We start from the raw sequence: 19,942 nt of genomic DNA on the forward strand, positions 1-19,942 counted from the left end.
TTCAAAACGCGGAGTTATGTCAGACAAAAGAAAAACAAAAATTCATGTGGAGAATTTAACGCTGATTTTTGGCAAACGAAAACAGGAAGCGTTAAAATTACTTCAGCAAGGAATTTCGAAAGACGAAATCCTGAAAAGAACCAAATGTACGATCGGGGTGAACAATGCCAACCTCGAGATTAAAGAAGGCGAGATCTTCGTTATTATGGGTCTGTCGGGCAGCGGAAAATCAACCCTGATCCGTTGCCTGAACCGCCTGAACGACCCTACTTCGGGAAAAGTTTTTATTGACGATTTTGACATAACCCGCGAATCGAACAAAGAACTGCTCGAAACCCGGCGCACCAAAATGAGTATGGTTTTCCAGAAGTTTGGCCTGCTGCCGCACCGCACCATTCTGGAAAATGCAGCCTTTGGTCTCGAAATCAGGGGCGAAGAAAAAGAAAGCCGCGAGAAGAAAGCCATTCATGCACTGGAAACCGTTGGCTTGCAAGGCTACGAAGCGCAATTTCCGTCGGAACTGTCGGGCGGAATGCAGCAACGCGTAGGACTGGCCAGGGCACTGGCCAACGATCCCGAGGTTTTGCTGATGGACGAGGCGTTTTCGGCACTCGACCCGCTGATTAAATCCGACATGCAGGACGAGTTGCTGCAAATCCAGAACAAACTGCACAAAACCATCGTGTTTATCACCCACGACCTGGATGAAGCCATCAAAATCGGCGACCGCATTGCCATTATGAAAGACGGCGTGGTGGAGCAGATCGGAACCGCGGAAGACATACTCACCAACCCGGCCAGCGAATACGTGGAAGCGTTTGTGGAAAAAGTGGACCGCAAATCGATTATTACCGCCGAAACACTGATGTTTAAAAAGAATACAGTGGTGGAAATCAACAAAGAAGGCCCCAAGGGCGTGTTGCGAAAAATGCGCGCGGTGGGCCTCGATATCCTTCCCGTGGAAGACGACAGCAAGAAATTTCTGGGCTACGTATGGGTACACGACGTTCTGAAGCTGGAAAAAGCCAAAGAAACCACCATCGAAAAAGCCCTGAAAACCGAAGTGCCCAGTGTCTATAAAAATTACACCGTGGAAGAAATGCTTCCGCTCATTACGGGTATCCGTTACCCCGTTGCGGTGGTGGATGAAGACTCGGGAAGGCTGCTGGGGATTGTTTCGCAAACCTCGCTGATTATCGAAGCCACCCGCTACGAAATGGATGAAGTAATGGAGTTAAAAGAAAAAGCAAACGAAATCTGATATGGAAAAGTTAATTGACATAGGAAAATACATCGAAATCGGGATCAATGCCCTGGAAGAAAACTTTTCGGGGCTTTGGGGAGCGATCGACAACCTTATTTCGTGGACCGTGGACAGCATCAACAGTGTTTTTCTGATCCTTCCGTTTTACGTAATTATTGCCCTGGTTACCATTGGTGCCTATTATGCCAAAGCCGGGAAAAAAGCTTTCACCAAGGAAGGTGCGGGCAAAGCCGCCGGTATGACTGCCTTTGTTATCCTGGGCTTGCTGCTGGTATGGGCCATGGGCTACTGGAAAGAAGCCATTCAAACCACTACCCTGGTGATTGTATCCACGGTAATTGCCTTAATTTTAGGGATTCCGCTGGGCATATGGTCGGCGCGTAGCAACATGGCAAACGCCATCATCCGGCCCATTCTCGACCTGATGCAAACCATGCCGGCCTTTGTTTACCTGATTCCGGCCATCTTCTTTTTCAGTGTGGGAAATACCCCGGGAGTGATTGCCACCGTGATTTTTTCACTGCCTCCCGCCGTTCGCCTTACCAGCCTGGGAATCCGCAACGTTCCGTCGGATGTAATTGAAGCCGGCTATGCCTTTGGTGCCACAGAAAAGCAAATCCTTTTCAAAATACAGTTGCCGCTGGCCAAAACAACCATTCTGGCCGGTATCAACCAGGTGATCCTGCTGGCCCTGTCGATGGTGGTAATTGCCTCAATGGTAGGTGCCAAAGGACTTGGAAGCATCGTTTACCAGGGAATCCAGCAAAACAATATTGCCAAAGGTTTTGAGGCCGGACTCGGGATTGTAGTCCTGGCCATTATCCTGGACCGCATTACACAATCCATTGCAAAGAAATAGTAATCATTAAAAAAATAAGTTATGTTGAAATGTAGAAAATTCGGAATTCTGATGGTGGTGGTAGCACTGGTAGCAGCTTTTACCTCGTGCACCAACAGCGGACAGAAAAAAGCAAGCAAAACCGCCGAAAAGCAGGTGAGTATTTTATACCCCAACTGGGCCGAAGGAATTGCCTTTACCCACCTGGCGCAGGCCGCTCTCGAAGCACACGGATACAAAGTAGAGCTCACCAACCTGGAACCCGGCCTCATTTACGGCGAGTTGTCCAAAAGCAATTCGAAAGGCGATGTTTTCCTCGATGCCTGGCTGCCCAACACCCACAAGGATTACTGGGCCGATTACGGCGACAAACTGGTAAAACTGGGTGAAGCTTTTAGCGGCGGAACCACCGGGCTGGTAGTGCCTTCGTATGTTGACATTAACTCGATCGATGAATTAAATGCCAGTAAAGACAAGTTTGACGGCGAAATTATCGGCATCGGAAGCGGCGCGGGTATTCATGCCAACACCCTGAAAGCCATTGAAGCCTACAACCTCGATTTCGAACAGGTAACATCGAGTGGCCCCGCCATGATTGCCAGCCTAGACAAAGCCGTTAAGAAAAAGGAATGGATCGTGGTAACCGGATGGAAACCGCATTATATGTGGGCCAACTTCGACCTGAAATACCTGGCCGACCCCAAAGGCGTTTACCCGCAGGACGTTTGTGCCATTATCTCACGTCGCGGATTTGCGGAAGACAAACCGGAGGCTGCTAAATTCTTTCAAAACTTTAACCTGGAAGAGCAACAGCTGTATGCACTGATGGCTGCCATCAAAGCCGACGGAGAAGAAGCCGGTGCCCGGAAATGGTACGAAGCCAACAAAGCCCTCGTAGATGCATGGTTTAAGTAACGAACTGTCCTTCTAATTTTTAACTTTTCCAAAGGTCAAAACTTTGGAAAAGATCGCAAAAAAAGAGCCGCTCTTTCAAGTAAAGAACGGCTCTTTTTTTCTGAAAGTCAATCTTAAAAAATATCCAATTCTCAATTTTGAATGTAAAATATCCAACAAAATGCAGGAAATTGGATATTGGGAATTCTACATTGGATATTCTGCATTAAAAATCAAAAACAAATCCCGGATAGGAGCATACATTTTAACTTTCGTTTCTGTTGGTGATTCCCGACAATCATGAATGTTTTGTATTCCGGGAATCCGCTTAATTCAGATAAATATCGTAAGGCATACGGGCCATTACGCCGTTCATATGCGTCGCTTTCTTGAAATATTCGTAGTAACGGTATTTGTCGCCCAGTTCGTTTTTCAGGATACGTGCGCGAACACTGCCTCCACCCATCTTCAGCATTTCTTCGAGCGGACTTACCTGTGTTGGCAGCGCAACCGTGCGGTAACTATCCAGGCCTTCTATTTCGGCGGCCAGTTTTATGGCATCCTGCAAACCGCCAAACTGGTCGATCAGTCCCAGTTCCAGTGCGTTTTCACCACTCCAGACACGGCCCTGGCCTACTTCGTCTACCGCTTCTTTGGTCATGCCGCGTCCTTCCGCCACATGCGAAATAAAGGTATCGTAACCTTCTTCAATGGTATTCTGCATCATCTGGCGTTCGTAAGGAGTCATCGGGCGCGTAAGTGTAAGCAGGTCCGAGTTTTCGTTTGTTTTTACCACATCGGTGGTAATGCCCAGTTTGTCATTGAGCAATCCGCCAAAATTCGGGATGGTACCAAAAATCCCGATCGATCCGGTGATGGTATTCGGACTGGCCACAATTTTATCGGCGGCACACGAAATATAGTAACCACCCGAGGCAGCCAAATCGCCAAACGACACCACCATGGTTTTTTCTTCGGCGGCCAGTTTTACCTCGCGCCAAATGGTTTCCGAATCAAACACCGCGCCTCCGGGAGAATCCACGCGAAGCACAATGGCTTTGTAGCTGCTGTCCTGGCGCACTTTCCGGATTTCGCGGCCCAGTTTATCGCCTTCAATGGCTTCGTCGCCGCTCAGCGAAACACCAATCTCGCCACTGGCATAAATCACCGCAATTTTATTCCGGCTGTATTTTTTTCCTTTTCCAGATGAAGGAGCTTTCACATACTCTTTCACCCCGATTACCGGAACACCTTCGGTACCTTCAATGCCGGTTATTTCGCGCAGGTCGTCGAGTACTTCATCTTTGTACGAAGCAGCATCCACCAGGCCTTTCGCCACTGCTTTCCGTCCTTTGCTAAAGGTCTGTACCTCATCGGCCAGTTTATTCAGCTCTTCAATGGAAAGACCACGTTCGGCTGAAATTCCTTTTAACATGTGATTCCACAAGCTGCCCATGTAGGTAAGCTGCTGCTCGCGGTTTTCCTTGCTCATTTTGTCGAGCATAAAAGGCTCCACCGCTGCTTTAAATTTTCCGTGACGCACCACCTGCATTTCAATACCAATTTTCTTCAGGGCCTGGGTATAAAACATCATTTCGCCACCCAATCCGCGAAAATCGACCGACACTTCGGGGTGTACCACAATTTTATCGGCCACCGTTGCCAGGTAGTAGGCTTTTTGCCCCAGAATTCCTTTGTCGGCGCATGCATACACCGGTTTGTCGCAACTGTCTTTAAAGGCAATCAGCGCATTTCGGATCTCTTCCACCGAAGCCATCCCGCCGTTAATCATTGCCAGATCGAGGTAAACACCTTTGATGCGGTCGTCGTCAACCGCATTTTGCAGCGCCTCGGCAATGTTGTCGAGCCCAATGGTTTTTACGCTGCTAAACATGGTGGGCAACTCAAGGTCTTCAAACGGGTCGTTGGTGGCGCGGTCCACCACCTGGCGGGTCAGATCGATCACCAACATTGAATTATCGGCCACGGTTACGGGCTTTTCGGTAGAGGCTACCAGGGCACTGAACACCATGATCATCAGAAAAATTCCGATAAATGAGACGGCAATTAATCCGACGATGGTTGCCAGTACGTACTTAAAAAATTCCTTCATCTTATAAATTTTCAATTATTGTTTTACATTCCAAACCAAGCTTACCTGTTTTGCAACCTGCTGCCGGACAACCTGCATTTTCTTCGGCTTAAATATTCCGCAGCATGCCGGCAATCTCACAGCTGTTTTTTATTTTTGTTCAGGTATTGTTTGTTGCAATATTGGTAAGGTTTTTTCAGCATCATTACAAAGATATAATTCTATGCACAAGGTTTTTCTGGGTTTGGGGGGAAATATCGGCAATAAGGAAGAAAATTTCATCCGGGTTCACCGGCTTATTGCCAAAATGCTGGGACCTATAAAACAGGCATCTTCGCTGTACGAGGCTCCTCCCTGGGGTTTTTCTTCGGAAGATAATTTCTGGAACCAGGTGGTGGAAATTGAAACGGTGCTGGAAGCCGAAGAATTGCTTTGGCGCATCAAGGAAATAGAAGAAATGCTGGGCCGTAAATCCGCCGAAGCAAGCAATGAGCGCTACACCTCGCGCCCAATGGACATCGACATTTTATATTTTGATGACGCCTATTTTGAAACCCAGTCGCTGACAGTGCCCCACCCGCGTATCCAGGACCGGCTGTTTGTGCTGGTTCCGCTGGTTGAAATTGCCCCGGAATTCAAACACCCCCTGTTGCGCATGACCAACCTGACCCTGCTGGATAATTGCAAAGACAAATCGATTATCCGTAAAGTTGAGCTTCCGCCTGCTGCCCCCTCCTAATGCCCGGCATTGTTTTGTAATTTGTAAATCATCTAACTATGAACAGATCGCTTTTCCTTGTTGCCTCCCTTCTCCTTGTTCTTTTTTCGTGCACCCGTAAAAACGAGTTAACGCTGGTCAAAAACGGGCAAAGTCGTTACGAAATACAGCTTCCTGAAAACGCGGGGGCCACGCTTGAAAAAGCCGCCGGAGAGCTTCAAAAATACCTGCAGCAGATTTCTTCGGCAAAGCTTCCCGTAACTTCCGGGGAAAATGCCGATGCGGCAAAATCGGTCATTCGCATTCAAACCGATACCAACCTGGCTCCCCATACCGTCTCTTATTTTTGTGACGGTAAAAATCTTGTACTTTCGGGTGCCGACGGGCAAAGTGCGCTGTATACCGTTTATTCCTTTCTTGAAAATGAACTGGACTGCCAGTGGTTTTCGCCTGCCGTGGAGAAAGTTCCGGCAGCTTCCACCCTCTCCGTTCCCGCAGAACTGAACTATGTTTTTACTCCCGATATTACCACACGAACCGTGCATTCGAGGCTGTTTTATGAAAATCCGGACTTTGCGGATAAGCTAAAGGTCAGTCATGATGCCTTTCCCAATTATGTGCCGATTGCCCGGGTACACACTTTTCATCGCCTGGTTCCCGGAGAAAAGTTTTTTAGCAGCCACCCCGAATATTTTGCGCTGCGTGACGGCATTCGCAAGCAAACACAATTGTGCCTGAGTAACGAAGAGGTGCTGAATATCGTAATCGATTCGGTACGGACCTGGTTTGAAAGATACCCCGACCAGCAGGTTGTTTCGGTTAGCCAGGACGACAATACCCAGTATTGCCAATGTGAAGCGTGTAGTCAAACAGATGCAGAGGAAGGTTCTCCCAGTGGTTCGATGATTCGTTTTGTAAATGCGGTTGCCAAAGAATTTCCCGACAAAACCATTTCAACACTGGCCTATCAGCACACGCGAAAACCCTGCAAAACCAAGCCGCTCGACAATGTTCTGATCACCCTTTGTTCGATCGAGTGCGACCGCAGTGCGCCCATCGAAGAAAAATGTACCGATTTTGCCGAAGACCTGGTGGGCTGGAAAGCGCTTACCGAAAACATCCGGATATGGGATTACACCACGCAATTCACCAATTTTCTGGCTCCCTTCCCCAACATTATGACTTTGCAGCCCAATATCCGCTTTTTCAGAGATAACAACGCCACCTGGATTTTTGAACAACACAGTCACAATCCCAGCGAGCTGTTTGAATTACGTTCGTGGTTAACCGCAAAATTGCTTTGGAACCCCGACCTGGAAACCGATGAACTAATCACCAAATTTACCAACGGTTATTACGAAGAAGCCGGACCCTTTGTTGAAAAATACGTCAAGCGGATACACGAGGAACTGGCCAAACAACCCGACTTTTTCCTCTATCTGTATGGCGATCCGGCACAGGCTTTTACTTCTTTCCTGAAACCGGAATTATTGCAGGAATACAACTCGACTTTTGACCTGGCAGAACAGGCCGTTGATTCAAAACCGGAAGTTTTAAAGCGCGTGAGAGCTGCCCGAATAAGTACCGATTATGCATCGCTTGAAATGGCGCGAAACGGAATGTCGGATGATTTTCGCTTGCTGGATGATGGTCAAATAGGCAAAGCGCTGAGCCAACATCTTCAGCGTTTCGAACAAAGTTGCCGGGATGAAAACATCACCCTGATGAATGAAATGGGCTATACGGTAGATGAATACCTCGGGGCTTATCAAATGCTTCTGAAACGCGCAGGACAAAAAAACCTGGCGCGTGGAGCAAAAGTGCAGTTACTGACGCAGCCTAAAAAATACGCCGACGAGGATCCGCAGGTACTAACCGACGGAGCTTTTGGCGGAACCAGTTTCTACGCCAACTGGCTGGGGTTCGAGGGCAACAACCTGGAAGCCGTGATCGATTTGGGCGAAATAAAGGAATTCAGCTACGTCTCCATCGCCTTTCTCCAGGTGACTAACCACATTGTGTTTTTCCCGGAGCAGGTAAGTTTTTCTACTTCTGACGACGGCACGAAATATACTCTGCTGGAAACCGTTTCAACGCAACATCCGATCTCACCGGAAAGCAAAAGAAACGACATCGAATTGTTTGAGGTGCAAAATCATCCGGCGACAGCCCGGTACATCAAAATAAAGGCAAAGAATGTCTCCAAGGCACCGGCCTGGCACAATGCAGCTGGTCTGCCTGTCTGGATTTTTGCCGATGAAGTAACGGTCAATTAAAGCCGGCGAAGCAATTCAATGTATTCTTCTCCTGACAGGCTAAAAAAGTCGGCCAGGTTTTGATGGAGCGAAAGTAAATTCAGGTCCTGGGTATCACGAACCAGTTGTTTCATTTTACGGATGTCGTCGATGCTCAGCGCATACATCTCCCGGCTGATCTCCTTGATAAAGATGTACCAATCGTGGTCGTCGCCGAGCTGATCGGTAATGTAATGAAGTTTTTCGAGCACGGTTCCCGGCACTTCGGTTTGTCCAGGCGCCTCCAGTTCCGACTGGTACCACAGCGTTTTCATTTGTTTGCGCAGGTTATGATACAGCTCGGCATCGTAACCCGAGGCAATAAGCCGGTACCAATCTTTGCTTTTCTGAAAAGTAGCTCGAAGTTCATCAAAGACAAAAACGAAATAATCGGTGGAGATCGACAAGGGAAGCAGTGTTTCCTGTCCGTCACTCATCAGGCGAAGAATGTCATCCAGCACCTTCTCTTTGGCAATCAATTCGTCGAGGCTTTCGTCGTTGGTCTGGATAAGCTTTGCTTTTAGTATGGCATTCGAACTTTCGTCGAGCCCGCCTGTTTCAGCAACCAGACGATCCAACAATTGCAGGTTAACGGTTGATTCGCGCCCCAAGGTCAGCCGCCGGGCAATGATCCGTAGTGGCTTTCGGAACTTGTCCACTTCGGACTGAAGCTCCGCAGGAAACAGTTTGAGCAGGGCACTTTGGCGTTTAAACGATTTTCGTATTTCATGCACCTTTATTTCCGGTGGAACATCGTCTGCACCGCACAATTCTGTCACCTTTTGTAACTGGATTTGAATTGCCGCTATGAGTTCTTTCTTGTGAGCCTCTTCCATAACAATTGCTTTTCAGGTGTTTAGAATCAAACGTATAGATACAAAAAAAGCTGTCAAAAACGACAGCTTTCGGTAATATATTATTCTTCATTCATTCCCTGATTTTAAACCAGGGATAAATGATCTGCTCTACTAATTGATCATTTCAAAGCCGGTAAACGGAACCAGTGCTTCCGGGATTTTAATTCCTTCGGGCGTCTGGTTATTTTCGAGCAAAGCAGCTACAATGCGCGGCAATGCCAGTGCACTTCCGTTAAGGGTATGTGCAATTTGCGGCTTTTTCACCCCATCTTCGCGGTAACGCAATTTCAGGCGATTGGCCTGAAATGCTTCGAAGTTGGAAACCGAACTCACTTCCAGCCATTTTTCCTGGGCCGCCGAGTACACTTCAAAATCATAAGTAAGCGCCGATGTAAAACTCATGTCGCCACCGCACAAACGAAGAATGCGGTACGGCAAACCTAACTTCTGAACCAAGCCTTCCACGTGCGCTACCATCTGGTCAAGCGTCTCGTACGATTTATCCGGGTGGGCAATCTGAACGATTTCAACTTTATCGAATTGATGCAAACGGTTCAAGCCGCGAACGTCTTTTCCGTACGAGCCGGCTTCACGACGGAAACACGCGCTGTAAGCTGTATTTTTATACGGAAGATCTTTGGAATCCAGAATCACATCGCGGTAGATGTTGGTTACCGGAACTTCTGCCGTCGGAATCAGGTAAAGGTTGTCTTCGGTAACGTGGTACATCTGTCCTTCTTTGTCGGGCAGCTGACCGGTTCCAAAGCCTGAATCTTCGTTGACCATCAGCGGGGGCTGAATTTCTTCGTAACCGGCTTTAGTAGCTTCAGCCAAAAAGAAATTGATGAGCGCCCTCTGCAACTGCGCACCTTTTCCGCGATACACAGGAAAACCGGCACCGGTAAGTTTAACACCCAATTCAAAATCAATCAGGTTGTATTTGGCTGCAAGTTCCCAATGAGGCAAAGCTTCGGCCTGCAACGCAGGTTTTTCGCCACCGGTTTTTACAATTTCGTTGTCATCAGCACCTCTACCTGCCGGAACAAGGTCGCTGGGCATATTGGGCAGCTGCACCTGCAATTGGTACACTTTGTCCTCAATGGCTGCAAAATCGGTATCGTATTGTTTGATATTCTCCTTGAGTTCCGAAGTACGTTCTTTGGCTGCATTGGCTTCTTCGTGCTTCCCATCTTTGAACATCATACCAATTTCCTTCGATATTTTGTTCATTTCGGCTTTTGCCTGATCGGCCTGCCCTTGCAGTTTATTTTTTTGCTGATAGAGTTCGATAATTTGGGCGACAATTTCCGAAGCGTCAAAATTTTTGCGTTTGAGTTTTTCAACCACCAGCTCCGGATTGTCCTGAATAAATTTTAAGTTGAGCATGTCAATCTGTTTTTATTGAAGCGCAAATTTAATAAATGTTGTGGCAGAACATTGCAATTACAATCGTAAAATCAGATTAAGTTCTTATTGATTAACTTCTTATTCTGATTGGCTCCACAAAAGGATTGTATGATTTACTGTCCGGGCAACGTAAACCAGAATTCGGTTCCATCTTCGTCAGATTGCACTCCGATTTCACCGCTATGGATTTCGACAGCCATTTTACAAAATGAAAGCCCCAGACCGGTGGAAGTGTTCGTCCCCATGTCGCGCGACTCGTATTGCCGGAATCTTTTGAAAATAGTTTCCTGCTGAGCGGGAGGAATTACGGGTCCCAAATTGTGAACCCCCAATCGAACCAAATTCCCGGTTTCCATCCGTTTTGTTACCGTGATGGTACTGCCTGGTTTAGCATACTTTACCGCATTGCTCAACAAATTCGAGAATATCCGTCTCAACAGTTTAGCATCAGCATAAACCATCGGTTCGTCTTCCGGAAAATCAAGGGCAAGTTTTTTTTCCGCAATGTACAGTGTTAACTCCAGCGTATTTTCCTGCAATATTCCCAACACGTTGCACGGCTTTTTGGTGATTGTCATCTGAGATTCTTCCAGGCGATAAACATCCAAAATGTTTTGCGTCAGGTTCAGCATATCAAAACCCGATTGCCGGATGAGTTGTTCCCGAAACGACAGGTCGTCAATATGGTGGCTGTTCAGGATATTGTTCAGTGGGTTTTTCAGGTCGTGAACGATCATTCCGGTGAGCTTCTCCTTAAAACGCAGCAGCTCGGTAAGCTGCTGATTGGCTGCCTCCAACTGATCTTTCTGCCGGGTAATTTTCCCGTTTTGCTGCTCAATCAGATTGCTTTTCTCATCCAGTATTTTATGGGCCTTCTTATTTCGGTTGTAATCATAATACACCAGGAGAATCATCACAACCATCAAAACAACAATTGCTCCCAGCAGGTTACGAAAGCGCCGGGTATGTTGCAATTCCATTTGCTGGTGCTCCAGTTCGTGCTTTTGCTGTTTAATTTGCTGCTCCTTCTTTTCTGTCTCATATTTGGCCTCTGCTTCTGCCATCACTTTTGTTTTCTCACTATCAAAAATAGAATCACGAAGCACGCTTAATTCCGAAGACAATTCATAAGCTTTCCGGTATTTTTTTTTCAGCGAATAGCCCGCTTTGAGAATATTCAGGGCTGCTGCCTTTTCAACAATCAAATCCAGCGAATCGGCCAGCACCAGGCCTTTTTCGCCATAGTTAACAATGGTATCCAAGTATCCGGGATTGCTGCGAAGTACATCTGCAGAATCCTCGACCATTGACAAATAGGTACCCGAAAGATTCAGGTAGCTTCCCATTAAATTTCGGGGTGTTTGGCTCTTTTTGTTCAGCTGCATCGATCTTTTCACATAATCGATGGCAGTGCCAAATTCTTTTTTTGCTTCGTACAACGCGGCAATGTTTGCGTATGTGAAAGCTGCTTTTGCTTTCCTTCCCCTCTGCAGATCCAGTTCCAGCGACCGGTTATACAATTCAAGTGCCTTATCGTAATCCTCCAGATTCGAATAACAAATAGCCAGGTTGTTATAACACGACGAAACGCCATGTTCATCTTTCAATTCGTTAAACACCTCCAATGCCTTGGTATAACTCTCGATTGCTTTCTCCGGAGAATTCTGTCTCCTCATGATATTCCCAATGCTTAGATTACAAATAGCAACACCCTTTTTATCGTTAAAATGCTCAAATATTCCAATCGCAGTGTAGTAGTTTTGGATGGCCTCGGTATACATTCCGCGATTATGAAAAACCATTCCTAAATTGAGCAATGCCCTTGACTGCATCAGACTGTCATTGACAAGCCTTGCATTCTCCAACCCTCGATTGTAATATTCTGCCGAGTTATGATAGTCTGCTTTATTAAAATATACAGCTCCCAAGGTAAGCATTGAGTTGGCCAGCGTTTTCAGATAAATTTCTTTCTGAATTTGCTCTCGCTCGTTGTCATAAAGTTTTTGCGCTAATTCAATTGCTTGCAAAAGGTATTCAAGGGCCTTGTCGTAGTCGTATTTTTGTCCGTAATAATAATCAGCAATATCATGAAGAATCTTTGCTTTTCGGTAAATCACTTCATTGATGGTCTCTTTTGGGTATTTTTTCTGACTGATTATATCATCAGCAACCGATAAAGCATGATTAAAAAGAATATGCGCTGAATCTTTGTCGGCCTCCTGCAGCTCGTTGGCATAAGACAACACTTGCGTTAAGCGGGCAGTATCAACCTCTGTAGAGACATTTGTTCCTGCGGCATTTGTTGCAAAGAAAAACAGGATTATGAAGGGCGTTAAGTAGTTACTGAGCATATTGAGTCAATTCATCATGGCATTTTCTGGTCTAAGTGGCGTAAGATAGGCAAATTACCTCTAGCCTCATTTTTCGGATTCCAAATTATCCAGTTTTTTTATAAACGTAATTATGTTAATTGATGAATTGCCGGGGATAATTTTGAGGCACAAAAAAAGCCCTCACTAAAAGTGAGAGCTTTTCATATCTTCTTCAGGACTTTCGTCCTGAGCCTTTCAGTATTAAGCCAAACCTTTAGCTTCTTCGATCCATGGAGCAGGATCTTTTGAAGCGTAACGGCTTCCGGCTGTTTCCAACACTTTCTGAATATCTTCAACAGAAGCAGCAGCTATTGCAGCATACGATGCAAAACCACCTTCTACCAGAACTTCAGCCAATTTTGGACCAACGCCTGTTAATTTTGTTAAATCGTCGCCTTCGGCTGCTGCTTTTGGAGCTTCAGCTTTCGGAGCTGCTTTTTTTGCAGGAGCTTCAGCAACTGCTGCTTCCACTTCAACAATCGGAGCTACCGATACATACGAGCGATTTTTTCTTTTCTTTTGGAACACAACAGTTCCGTCGATCAATGCAAAAAGAGTATGGTCTTTACCGATTCCTACATTTTCTCCCGGATGATGTGATGTACCACGCTGGCGAACTAAAATATTACCAGCTTTGGCAAACTGACCTCCGTAAATTTTTACTCCAAGTCGTTTACTTTCCGATTCGCGTCCGTTCTTCGAACTACCTACACCTTTCTTATGAGCCATGGTAAATTTTCTTTATTAATTATCCAACTATGGTTTCAACCTGAATCTGAGTGAAATACTGACGGTGACCGTTCATTTTCTGGTAAGTCTTACGACGTTTCTTTTTGAAAACAATTACCTTTTCACCTTTCACATGTTCCAGCACTTTAGCTGTTACTTTCGCACCTTTTACGGTGGGAGTACCTACGGCTACTTTACCGTCGTTGTCAACCAACAATACTTTTTCGAAATCAACCGATGTTCCTTCTTCAACATCCAGGCGATGCACGAAAAGTTTTTTGTCTTTTTCAACCTTGAATTGCTGTCCTGCAATTTCAACAATCGCGTACATAATTTTACTTTTAACGTTTACACCGTCAGGCGGATACCCCGCTGGGTTTCACTTATTCGAGCCTGAACGATTCAAAATTCGGACTGCAAAAGTAGTTATTTTTAGATAATTAGCAAATTATTGAGAATAAATTACCTATACTTTTCAATGATCAGTAGAAAATCAACTTTAGCTGTAGCTCCCATCGGCCTGAAAATTGCTTTCACATTGCGAAAGATCGCAACCACTTCAACACCTAAACTATTCACAAAATGCTTCGGGTTCAGATCGTCACCTTCACGCTCTTTCACCTAGCTGTCATCAGAAAATTCGGTTGATAACAGCTCTCATCCACATCAAGTAAAACCTTTCGAACAAAGTTCCTGCGTACCGTAAAATACGACTCATAAAAAATTACACATTTCAACAAAAAAAGTATCTGCCTGATCCGATCACCACAAAAGCATTATAACAAAGTGCTTAACACAGATGTAAAACCCCATTATTTTCAGTCCTTCCAATAAAACGCCTTCAATTTCGGCGATAAACCAAAATGATTCTTATATTTGTTTTCACTGAAAATCAGGCCAGGCAGAATATGCAAAAAATTCGTTTGAACATTTTGGGACTTTCCGTAAGTCAGACACAATCAGGGGCATACGCATTGGTTTTGGCGGAGGAAAATGGAGAAAGGAGAATTCCGATCATTATCGGGCCTGTAGAAGCACAGGCAATTGCTATTCAGTTGGAAGGCTTAAAACCTCCCCGGCCACTCACCCACGATTTAATAAAAAACATTGCTCTTGCTTTTGACATTTCGCTGCTGGAAGTAACTATTTACAAGCTCGAAGAAGGAATTTTCTATTCGGAGCTATTGTGTGAAATGGGCGGAAAAGAAATTAGGGTGGATTCCCGCACCTCTGATGCGGTTGCCCTGGCACTTCGGTTTCGCTGCCCCATTTATACTTCGGAAGAAATATTAAAAAAAGCCGGAATTGTGTTGGAACAGGAAGATGAAGAGTCGCCGGTAAGAAGCATTTTTGATGAAGATTACGATGAACCGGTTCCGTCGTCGTATGCACATTATTCAACCAACGAGTTACTGGAGTTGCTCGACGAAGCCATTCAGAACGAAGATTACGAAAAAGCTTCTTTAATAAGAGACGAGTTAAATAAAAGAGAGAAATAACGGTAAACAGTCCGGACTCAAATTCAGTTTTTTGCTAACTGCCGGACACATACTATGTAAAAATAAGACAAACACGTTAAAAGGATGAAACAAGTTTTATTCTTGCTGGTACTACTTACCGGCATTTTCTTTTTTCAGCCGGCATTTGCCCAGCAAGATTCAAGTACACAGCTTTCCAATAGCCAGATTCAAGTTGAAGAATCTGTAGAAAGCGTAACCACTACAGCTACATTCGTCGAACCGGATAACGCCAAAGACAAGGCCATCATCCTTTTAGCGAAAAAAAGGGAACACCCGTTTTCCATTATTACTCTGTTAAGGGGTTTGCTCGGGATGGCGGTTTTAATCTTTATCGGTTTTATTTTTAGCCGCGACCGAAAGAACATCCCCTGGAAAACCGTTGGAGTTGGCTTGCTTATTCAAGTTTTTCTGGCGCTGGGAATCCTTTACATTCCTGCCATACAGATCACTTTTGAAGTATTGGGAAAGATATTTGTTAAAATTCTTGACTTTACAAAAGAAGGAAGCACCTTTCTCTTGGGCGATCTCATGAACGCCGACACTTATGGCTACATTTTTCTTTTCCAGGTTTTGCCCACCATTATCTTTTTCTCTGCATTAACCAGTTTATTGTTTTACTGGGGTATTATCCAGAAAGTAGTATACGGATTAGCATGGGTATTTACCAAAGCACTGAAAATATCGGGTGCCGAAGCACTTTCGGTAGCCGGAAACATATTTCTCGGGCAAACCGAATCTCCACTAATGATCAAAGCCTACCTCGATAAGATGAGCAAGTCAGAAATACTGCTTGTGATGACCGGAGGGATGGCCACACTGGCCGGAGGGGTTTTGGCGGCCTACATTGCGCTGCTTGGAGGCGACGATCCGGTTCTGCGCCTGGAATTTGCCAAACATTTATTAACCGCGTCGGTAATGGCTGCGCCTGCTGCCATTGTGTTCTCTAAAATGCTGGTGCCTCCCACCGAAGAAATCAATAAACAAATTGAAGTAAGCAAAGAAAAAATTGGAAGCAATGTACTGGATGCCATTTCCAACGGAACAACGGAAGGAGTAAAACTCGCCGTAAATGTTGGCGCCATGCTACTGGCTTTTATCGCTTTTATTGCCATGTTTAATTATACCATCGGAAAAATCGGGAGCTGGACCCATCTGAACGAGATAATTGCTGAAATTACCGATGGAAAATACCACGAACTTTCTTTGCAGTTTATTTTGGGTTACACCTTTGCACCACTTATGTGGCTGATTGGAGTAACACCGGAAGACATAGCTGTAGTTGGCCGTCTTTTAGGAGAAAAACTCATTCTGACAGAATTTATCGGTTACATCAGTTTAGCTGACTTAAAAGCAGCCGGTGCCTTTACCGAGACCAAATCAATTATAATGGCTACCTATATTTTATGCGGATTTGCCAACTTTTCTTCCATCGGAATCCAGATCGGAGGGATCGGAGCTCTTGCTCCGTCAAGAAGGGTATTGCTGTCAAAATACGGGGTTCCTGCGCTGTTGGCGGGCACGCTCGCATCATTAATGAGTGCAACAATAATTGGTATGATTTTAGGATAAAAGACCATTAGGTTTTTATTTTTCTTTTTTGTACCTTGCATGACGTAACGGTTATTTGACGGTTACAAAAACAATTAAAGATAAACTATAAGGGTAGAACAACAGTATTTATGATTGGTTTTGTGTTTAGGGGTTTGTAATTATCAGTCATCTTCAAAAAAGCGTCCATAATGTTCTGCCCTTTTTTCTTTGACACACAGTAGCAAGAGTTAGATTACCATTGCGATCAAGTATAAAATATTCAAGAGAATTTAAGTGAGGCCCGACGTCAACGTCGGGTTTTGTTTTTACAAAAGCGAAGTTATACAACCATGAATTCGGGGAATAAAGAGTGACGTATAGTAAGGAGTTGCAGACGACGCCCTCCTACTTGTTGTTTCGATAAATATTCCGAATACCTAAAACTATAAAAATCAGCAATAAAATAACTACGACCACCAGTATCACCCTGACAAAATACATAAGAATAACTCTTTAAAATTAGCCGAATCAAATGTAGAAATTTTAATCAATTGATACCGCATTACGGAAAGTTTACATTGTCGCATACTCTGAAAAATTCACTAGGAACCAAGCTGCCACCCCAGTCAGGGTTTATTGCTCATCAACAAGGCATAACGCTAAGTTAAACTCTGCCTTTCAAACATTGAACTCTGAACTTTTCATTGTACATTTGCACCTCAAATTTTTTCGTAGAATTCTGAAAGAGAAAAACATGGAAATTCCTAGCAAGTACAACCCGTCAGCGGTTGAAGATAAGTGGTACAAATACTGGATGGACAACAAATATTTCCATTCGACCCCCGATGAAAGAGAGCCTTACACCATTGTAATACCTCCGCCCAACGTAACCGGAGTTTTGCACATGGGGCATATGCTCAACAATACGATTCAGGACATTTTGGTGCGCAGGGCACGTATGACCGGCAAAAATGCCTGCTGGGTTCCGGGAACCGACCACGCGTCTATTGCCACCGAAGCAAAAGTGGTGAACAAACTGCGTGCTGAAGGAATTGACAAATATGATCTTTCGCGTGACGAATTCTTAAAACATGCCTGGGAATGGACCGACAAACACGGTGGCATTATCCTGGAACAACTGAAAAAACTCGGCGCCTCGTGCGACTGGGACCGCACAGCTTTTACCATGGACGAAGCCCGCAGCGAATCGGTGATCAAGGTTTTTGTCGACTTGTTCAACAAAGGATTGGTTTACCGCGGAGTGCGCATGGTTAACTGGGACCCGGCAGCCAAAACCGCCCTTTCCGACGAAGAAGTGATCTACAAGGAAATGCAGGGAAAACTGTATTACCTGAAATATAAAATTGAAGGTGAAGATGGTTTTGTAACCATCGCAACTACGCGCCCCGAAACAATTTTGGGCGATACCGCGGTTTGTGTGAATCCGGCTGATGAACGTTTTTCGCACCTGAAAGGCAAACGCGTTTTAGTACCACTTCTGAATCGTTCGATCCCGATTATTCAGGATGAATACGTGGACATGGAATTTGGTACCGGATGTTTGAAAATTACGCCTGCTCACGACATTAACGACTACGAAATAGGATTAAAGCACAATCTGCCTTCGATCGATATTTTTAACGACGACGGAACCTTGAGCGAAAAAGCCGAGATGTTTATCGGCCAGGATCGTTTTGACGTTCGGAACATCATTATCCCAGAACTGGAAAAAGCCGGTAATCTGGCCAAAGTTGAAGACTATACCAATAAAGTAGGTTTCTCGGAACGGACCGATGTGATCATCGAACCCAAACTGTCGGCACAATGGTTTCTGAAAATGGACGAGCTGGTAAAACCGGCACTGGAAAATGTGATGAACGATACCATCCAGTTTCATCCGGCGAAATTCAAAAACATATACAAACACTGGATGGGCAACATCAAGGATTGGTGTATCAGCCGTCAGTTGTGGTGGGGACACCAGATTCCGGTGTATTATTTACCTGACGGAACTTTTGTTTGTGCAGAAAATGCTGAAGAAGCGCTGAAACTGGCCCGTGAAAAGTCGGGAAATGCAAGCTTAACAGCTGTTGACCTGAAACAGGATGAAGACGCTTTGGATACCTGGTTTTCGAGCTGGTTGTGGCCCATCTCTGTTTTCGATGGCATTCGCGATCCTGAAAACGAAGAGATAAACTACTATTACCCGACTTCTGACCTGGTAACTGCGCCTGATATTATTTTCTTCTGGGTGGCCCGTATGATTATTGCAGGTTACGAGTACCGTGATGAACTACCCTATAAGAATGTATATTTCACAGGAATGGTGCGCGATGCACAGCGCAGGAAGATGTCGAAATCGCTGGGTAACTCACCCGACCCGCTCGATTTGATTGCCAAGTACGGTGCCGACGGTGTTCGCGTAGGCATGTTGCTTTGCTCTCCTGCCGGTGGCGATTTACTTTTTGACGAAAGCCTGCCGCAACAGGGCTCCGGTTTTGCAACCAAAATCTGGAATGCTTTCCGCCTGGTGAAAAACTGGGAAGTTTCTGCCAACATCGAACAGCCGGAACATTCCAAATTGGCTATTGAGTGGTTTAACAACAAACTGGGTGAGGTGGTTGCCACCTTGAACAACCAGTTTGATCAGTTCCGCATATCAGAAGCATTGATGACGGTTTACACAACCGTTCGCGACGAGTTTTCGGGCTGGTTACTGGAAATGGTTAAACCGGCTTATCAACAGCCGATTGATGCGAAAACCTACAACGAAGTGGTGGAACTGTTTGACCAGATGCTGCGATTGATGCATCCATTTATGCCGTTTATCACCGAAGAAATCTGGCAAATGCTGACCGAAAGAAAAGACGGAGAGAGCATCATGATCAGTCAATTGCCAAAAGTTGAGAAATACGACGAAGCTTTACTCGCTGCTTTCGAAAATGTAAAAGAAGCGATTTCCGGCATTCGTAAAGTTCGTAGCGATAAAAACATTCCAAACAAAGATACTCTCGAATTAAAAGTACAGGCGGGAGACAAAGGTTTTGAACCACAATTCAATAGTGTGATACTGAAAATGGCCAACCTTTCTTCGTTCGAAATGGTAACGGAAGAAGTTCAGGGAGCTGCATCGTTCCGCGTTAAATCAACCAACTTTTACGTTCCGATGGAAGGTTTTATTGATGTGGAAGAAGAGCTGAAAAAATTGGAAGAAGAACTAAAATATACACAGGGATTCCTGACTTCAGTTTTGAAAAAGCTGAGCAACGAGCGTTTTGTAAATAACGCACCTGAAGCAGTTGTAGCAAACGAAAAAGCCAAACAGGCTGACGCCGAAGCAAAAATAAAGGTGCTGGAAGAACGAATTGCTTCAATGAAATAAATATCTGAATCAGTGATATCCGAAACATGTCTCGGATATCACTGA

The 19,942-nt window shown here is 45.1% G+C and carries 15 protein-coding genes; 8 read left to right on the forward strand and 7 right to left on the reverse strand.

Annotated elements, in window-relative coordinates; genetic code table 11:
- Positions 1–16: 16 nt before the first annotated feature.
- The 3 genes from D1614_RS05415 to D1614_RS05425 are packed head-to-tail and all read left to right on the forward strand — an operon-like array spanning position 17 to position 3,017.
- Entirely contained in the window at positions 17–1,261 is a 1,245-nt protein-coding gene (locus D1614_RS05415) for a quaternary amine ABC transporter ATP-binding protein (protein WP_119436872.1), read from the forward strand.
- 1 nt (position 1,262) lies between these two features.
- Positions 1,263–2,123 carry an ABC transporter permease gene (locus D1614_RS05420; RefSeq protein ID WP_119436873.1) on the forward strand — a complete coding sequence of 287 codons (861 nt, stop codon included), beginning with the start codon at positions 1,263–1,265 and terminating at the stop codon, positions 2,121–2,123.
- 21 nt (positions 2,124–2,144) lie between these two features.
- Positions 2,145–3,017, forward strand: coding sequence for a glycine betaine ABC transporter substrate-binding protein (locus D1614_RS05425; protein ID WP_119436874.1), 873 nt, complete (start codon positions 2,145–2,147; stop codon positions 3,015–3,017).
- A gap of 307 nt (positions 3,018–3,324) precedes the next feature.
- Here the strand turns inward: D1614_RS05425 and sppA are convergent, their stop codons facing one another.
- Entirely contained in the window at positions 3,325–5,109 is a 1,785-nt protein-coding gene (gene sppA, locus D1614_RS05435; protein WP_119436876.1) for a signal peptide peptidase SppA, read from the reverse strand.
- Positions 5,110–5,311: 202 nt separating this feature from the next.
- On the opposite strand from sppA, the gene folK reads away from it, so the two are divergent.
- Together folK and D1614_RS05445 are read left to right on the forward strand one after the other, a co-directional pair.
- Positions 5,312–5,827 (forward strand): 2-amino-4-hydroxy-6-hydroxymethyldihydropteridine diphosphokinase, encoded by a 516-nt coding sequence (folK, locus tag D1614_RS05440; RefSeq protein ID WP_119436877.1) that lies wholly within the window; start codon positions 5,312–5,314, stop codon positions 5,825–5,827.
- 38 nt (positions 5,828–5,865) lie between these two features.
- Positions 5,866–8,082, forward strand: coding sequence for a glycoside hydrolase family 20 protein (locus D1614_RS05445; RefSeq protein ID WP_119436878.1), 2,217 nt, complete (start codon positions 5,866–5,868; stop codon positions 8,080–8,082).
- Here D1614_RS05445 and D1614_RS05450 read toward each other — a convergent pair.
- From D1614_RS05450 to D1614_RS25940, 6 genes are all read right to left on the reverse strand, one after another.
- Positions 8,079–8,936, reverse strand: coding sequence for a CHAD domain-containing protein (locus D1614_RS05450; RefSeq protein ID WP_119436879.1), 858 nt, complete (start codon positions 8,934–8,936; stop codon positions 8,079–8,081). The two genes, D1614_RS05445 and D1614_RS05450, sit on opposite strands and share 4 nt — an antisense overlap.
- Before the next feature lie 132 nt (positions 8,937–9,068).
- Complete coding sequence (gene serS, locus D1614_RS05455; protein ID WP_119436880.1) at positions 9,069–10,343, reverse strand: serine--tRNA ligase; 1,275 nt, start codon at positions 10,341–10,343, stop codon at positions 9,069–9,071.
- 134 nt (positions 10,344–10,477) lie between these two features.
- Entirely contained in the window at positions 10,478–12,715 is a 2,238-nt protein-coding gene (locus D1614_RS05460) for a tetratricopeptide repeat-containing sensor histidine kinase (RefSeq protein ID WP_119436881.1), read from the reverse strand.
- Between the two features lie 222 nt (positions 12,716–12,937).
- Positions 12,938–13,465, reverse strand: a complete 528-nt coding sequence (gene rpmA, locus D1614_RS27825) for a 50S ribosomal protein L27 (protein ID WP_119436882.1) — start codon at positions 13,463–13,465, stop codon at positions 12,938–12,940.
- Between the two features lie 19 nt (positions 13,466–13,484).
- Positions 13,485–13,796, reverse strand: a complete 312-nt coding sequence (rplU, locus tag D1614_RS05470) for a 50S ribosomal protein L21 (RefSeq protein WP_119436883.1) — start codon at positions 13,794–13,796, stop codon at positions 13,485–13,487.
- Positions 13,797–13,927: 131 nt separating this feature from the next.
- The gene (locus D1614_RS25940) at positions 13,928–14,086 is read right to left on the reverse strand and encodes a hypothetical protein (protein WP_175579266.1); all 159 of its coding nucleotides are present in this window, start codon (positions 14,084–14,086) and stop codon (positions 13,928–13,930) included.
- A gap of 287 nt (positions 14,087–14,373) precedes the next feature.
- On the opposite strand from D1614_RS25940, the gene D1614_RS05475 reads away from it, so the two are divergent.
- The 3 genes from D1614_RS05475 to D1614_RS05485 all read left to right on the forward strand — a co-directional run bounded on the left by D1614_RS05475 (position 14,374) and on the right by D1614_RS05485 (position 19,897).
- Positions 14,374–14,964: a bifunctional nuclease family protein gene (locus tag D1614_RS05475; protein ID WP_119436924.1), complete on the forward strand. Its 591-nt coding sequence runs from the start codon at positions 14,374–14,376 to the stop codon at positions 14,962–14,964.
- A gap of 84 nt (positions 14,965–15,048) precedes the next feature.
- Positions 15,049–16,554 carry a NupC/NupG family nucleoside CNT transporter gene (locus tag D1614_RS05480; RefSeq protein ID WP_119436884.1) on the forward strand — a complete coding sequence of 502 codons (1,506 nt, stop codon included), beginning with the start codon at positions 15,049–15,051 and terminating at the stop codon, positions 16,552–16,554.
- Positions 16,555–17,269: 715 nt separating this feature from the next.
- A complete protein-coding gene (locus D1614_RS05485) occupies positions 17,270–19,897 on the forward strand; it encodes a valine--tRNA ligase (protein ID WP_119436925.1) in 2,628 nt (875 codons plus the stop codon).
- Positions 19,898–19,942 lie beyond the last annotated feature (45 nt).

The sequence above is a fragment of the Maribellus luteus genome (assembly GCF_003576475.1).
Lineage (GTDB): Bacteria > Bacteroidota > Bacteroidia > Bacteroidales > Prolixibacteraceae > Draconibacterium > Draconibacterium luteum.

What these genes read in the sequence shown, in the direction of transcription:
- D1614_RS05460 (WP_119436881.1), bottom strand. Translation starts at nt 12,715, where the DNA reads ATGCTCAGTAACTACTTAACGCCCTTCATAATCCTGTTTTTCTTTGCA.
- D1614_RS05445 (WP_119436878.1), top strand. Translation starts at nt 5,866, where the DNA reads ATGAACAGATCGCTTTTCCTTGTTGCCTCCCTTCTCCTTGTTCTTTTT.
- D1614_RS05415 (WP_119436872.1), top strand. Translation starts at nt 17, where the DNA reads ATGTCAGACAAAAGAAAAACAAAAATTCATGTGGAGAATTTAACGCTG.
- D1614_RS05425 (WP_119436874.1), top strand. Translation starts at nt 2,145, where the DNA reads ATGTTGAAATGTAGAAAATTCGGAATTCTGATGGTGGTGGTAGCACTG.
- D1614_RS05420 (WP_119436873.1), top strand. Translation starts at nt 1,263, where the DNA reads ATGGAAAAGTTAATTGACATAGGAAAATACATCGAAATCGGGATCAAT.
- serS (WP_119436880.1), bottom strand. Translation starts at nt 10,343, where the DNA reads ATGCTCAACTTAAAATTTATTCAGGACAATCCGGAGCTGGTGGTTGAA.
- folK (WP_119436877.1), top strand. Translation starts at nt 5,312, where the DNA reads ATGCACAAGGTTTTTCTGGGTTTGGGGGGAAATATCGGCAATAAGGAA.
- D1614_RS05475 (WP_119436924.1), top strand. Translation starts at nt 14,374, where the DNA reads ATGCAAAAAATTCGTTTGAACATTTTGGGACTTTCCGTAAGTCAGACA.
- rplU (WP_119436883.1), bottom strand. Translation starts at nt 13,796, where the DNA reads ATGTACGCGATTGTTGAAATTGCAGGACAGCAATTCAAGGTTGAAAAA.
- rpmA (WP_119436882.1), bottom strand. Translation starts at nt 13,465, where the DNA reads ATGGCTCATAAGAAAGGTGTAGGTAGTTCGAAGAACGGACGCGAATCG.
- sppA (WP_119436876.1), bottom strand. Translation starts at nt 5,109, where the DNA reads ATGAAGGAATTTTTTAAGTACGTACTGGCAACCATCGTCGGATTAATT.
- D1614_RS05480 (WP_119436884.1), top strand. Translation starts at nt 15,049, where the DNA reads ATGAAACAAGTTTTATTCTTGCTGGTACTACTTACCGGCATTTTCTTT.
- D1614_RS05485 (WP_119436925.1), top strand. Translation starts at nt 17,270, where the DNA reads ATGGAAATTCCTAGCAAGTACAACCCGTCAGCGGTTGAAGATAAGTGG.
- D1614_RS05450 (WP_119436879.1), bottom strand. Translation starts at nt 8,936, where the DNA reads ATGGAAGAGGCTCACAAGAAAGAACTCATAGCGGCAATTCAAATCCAG.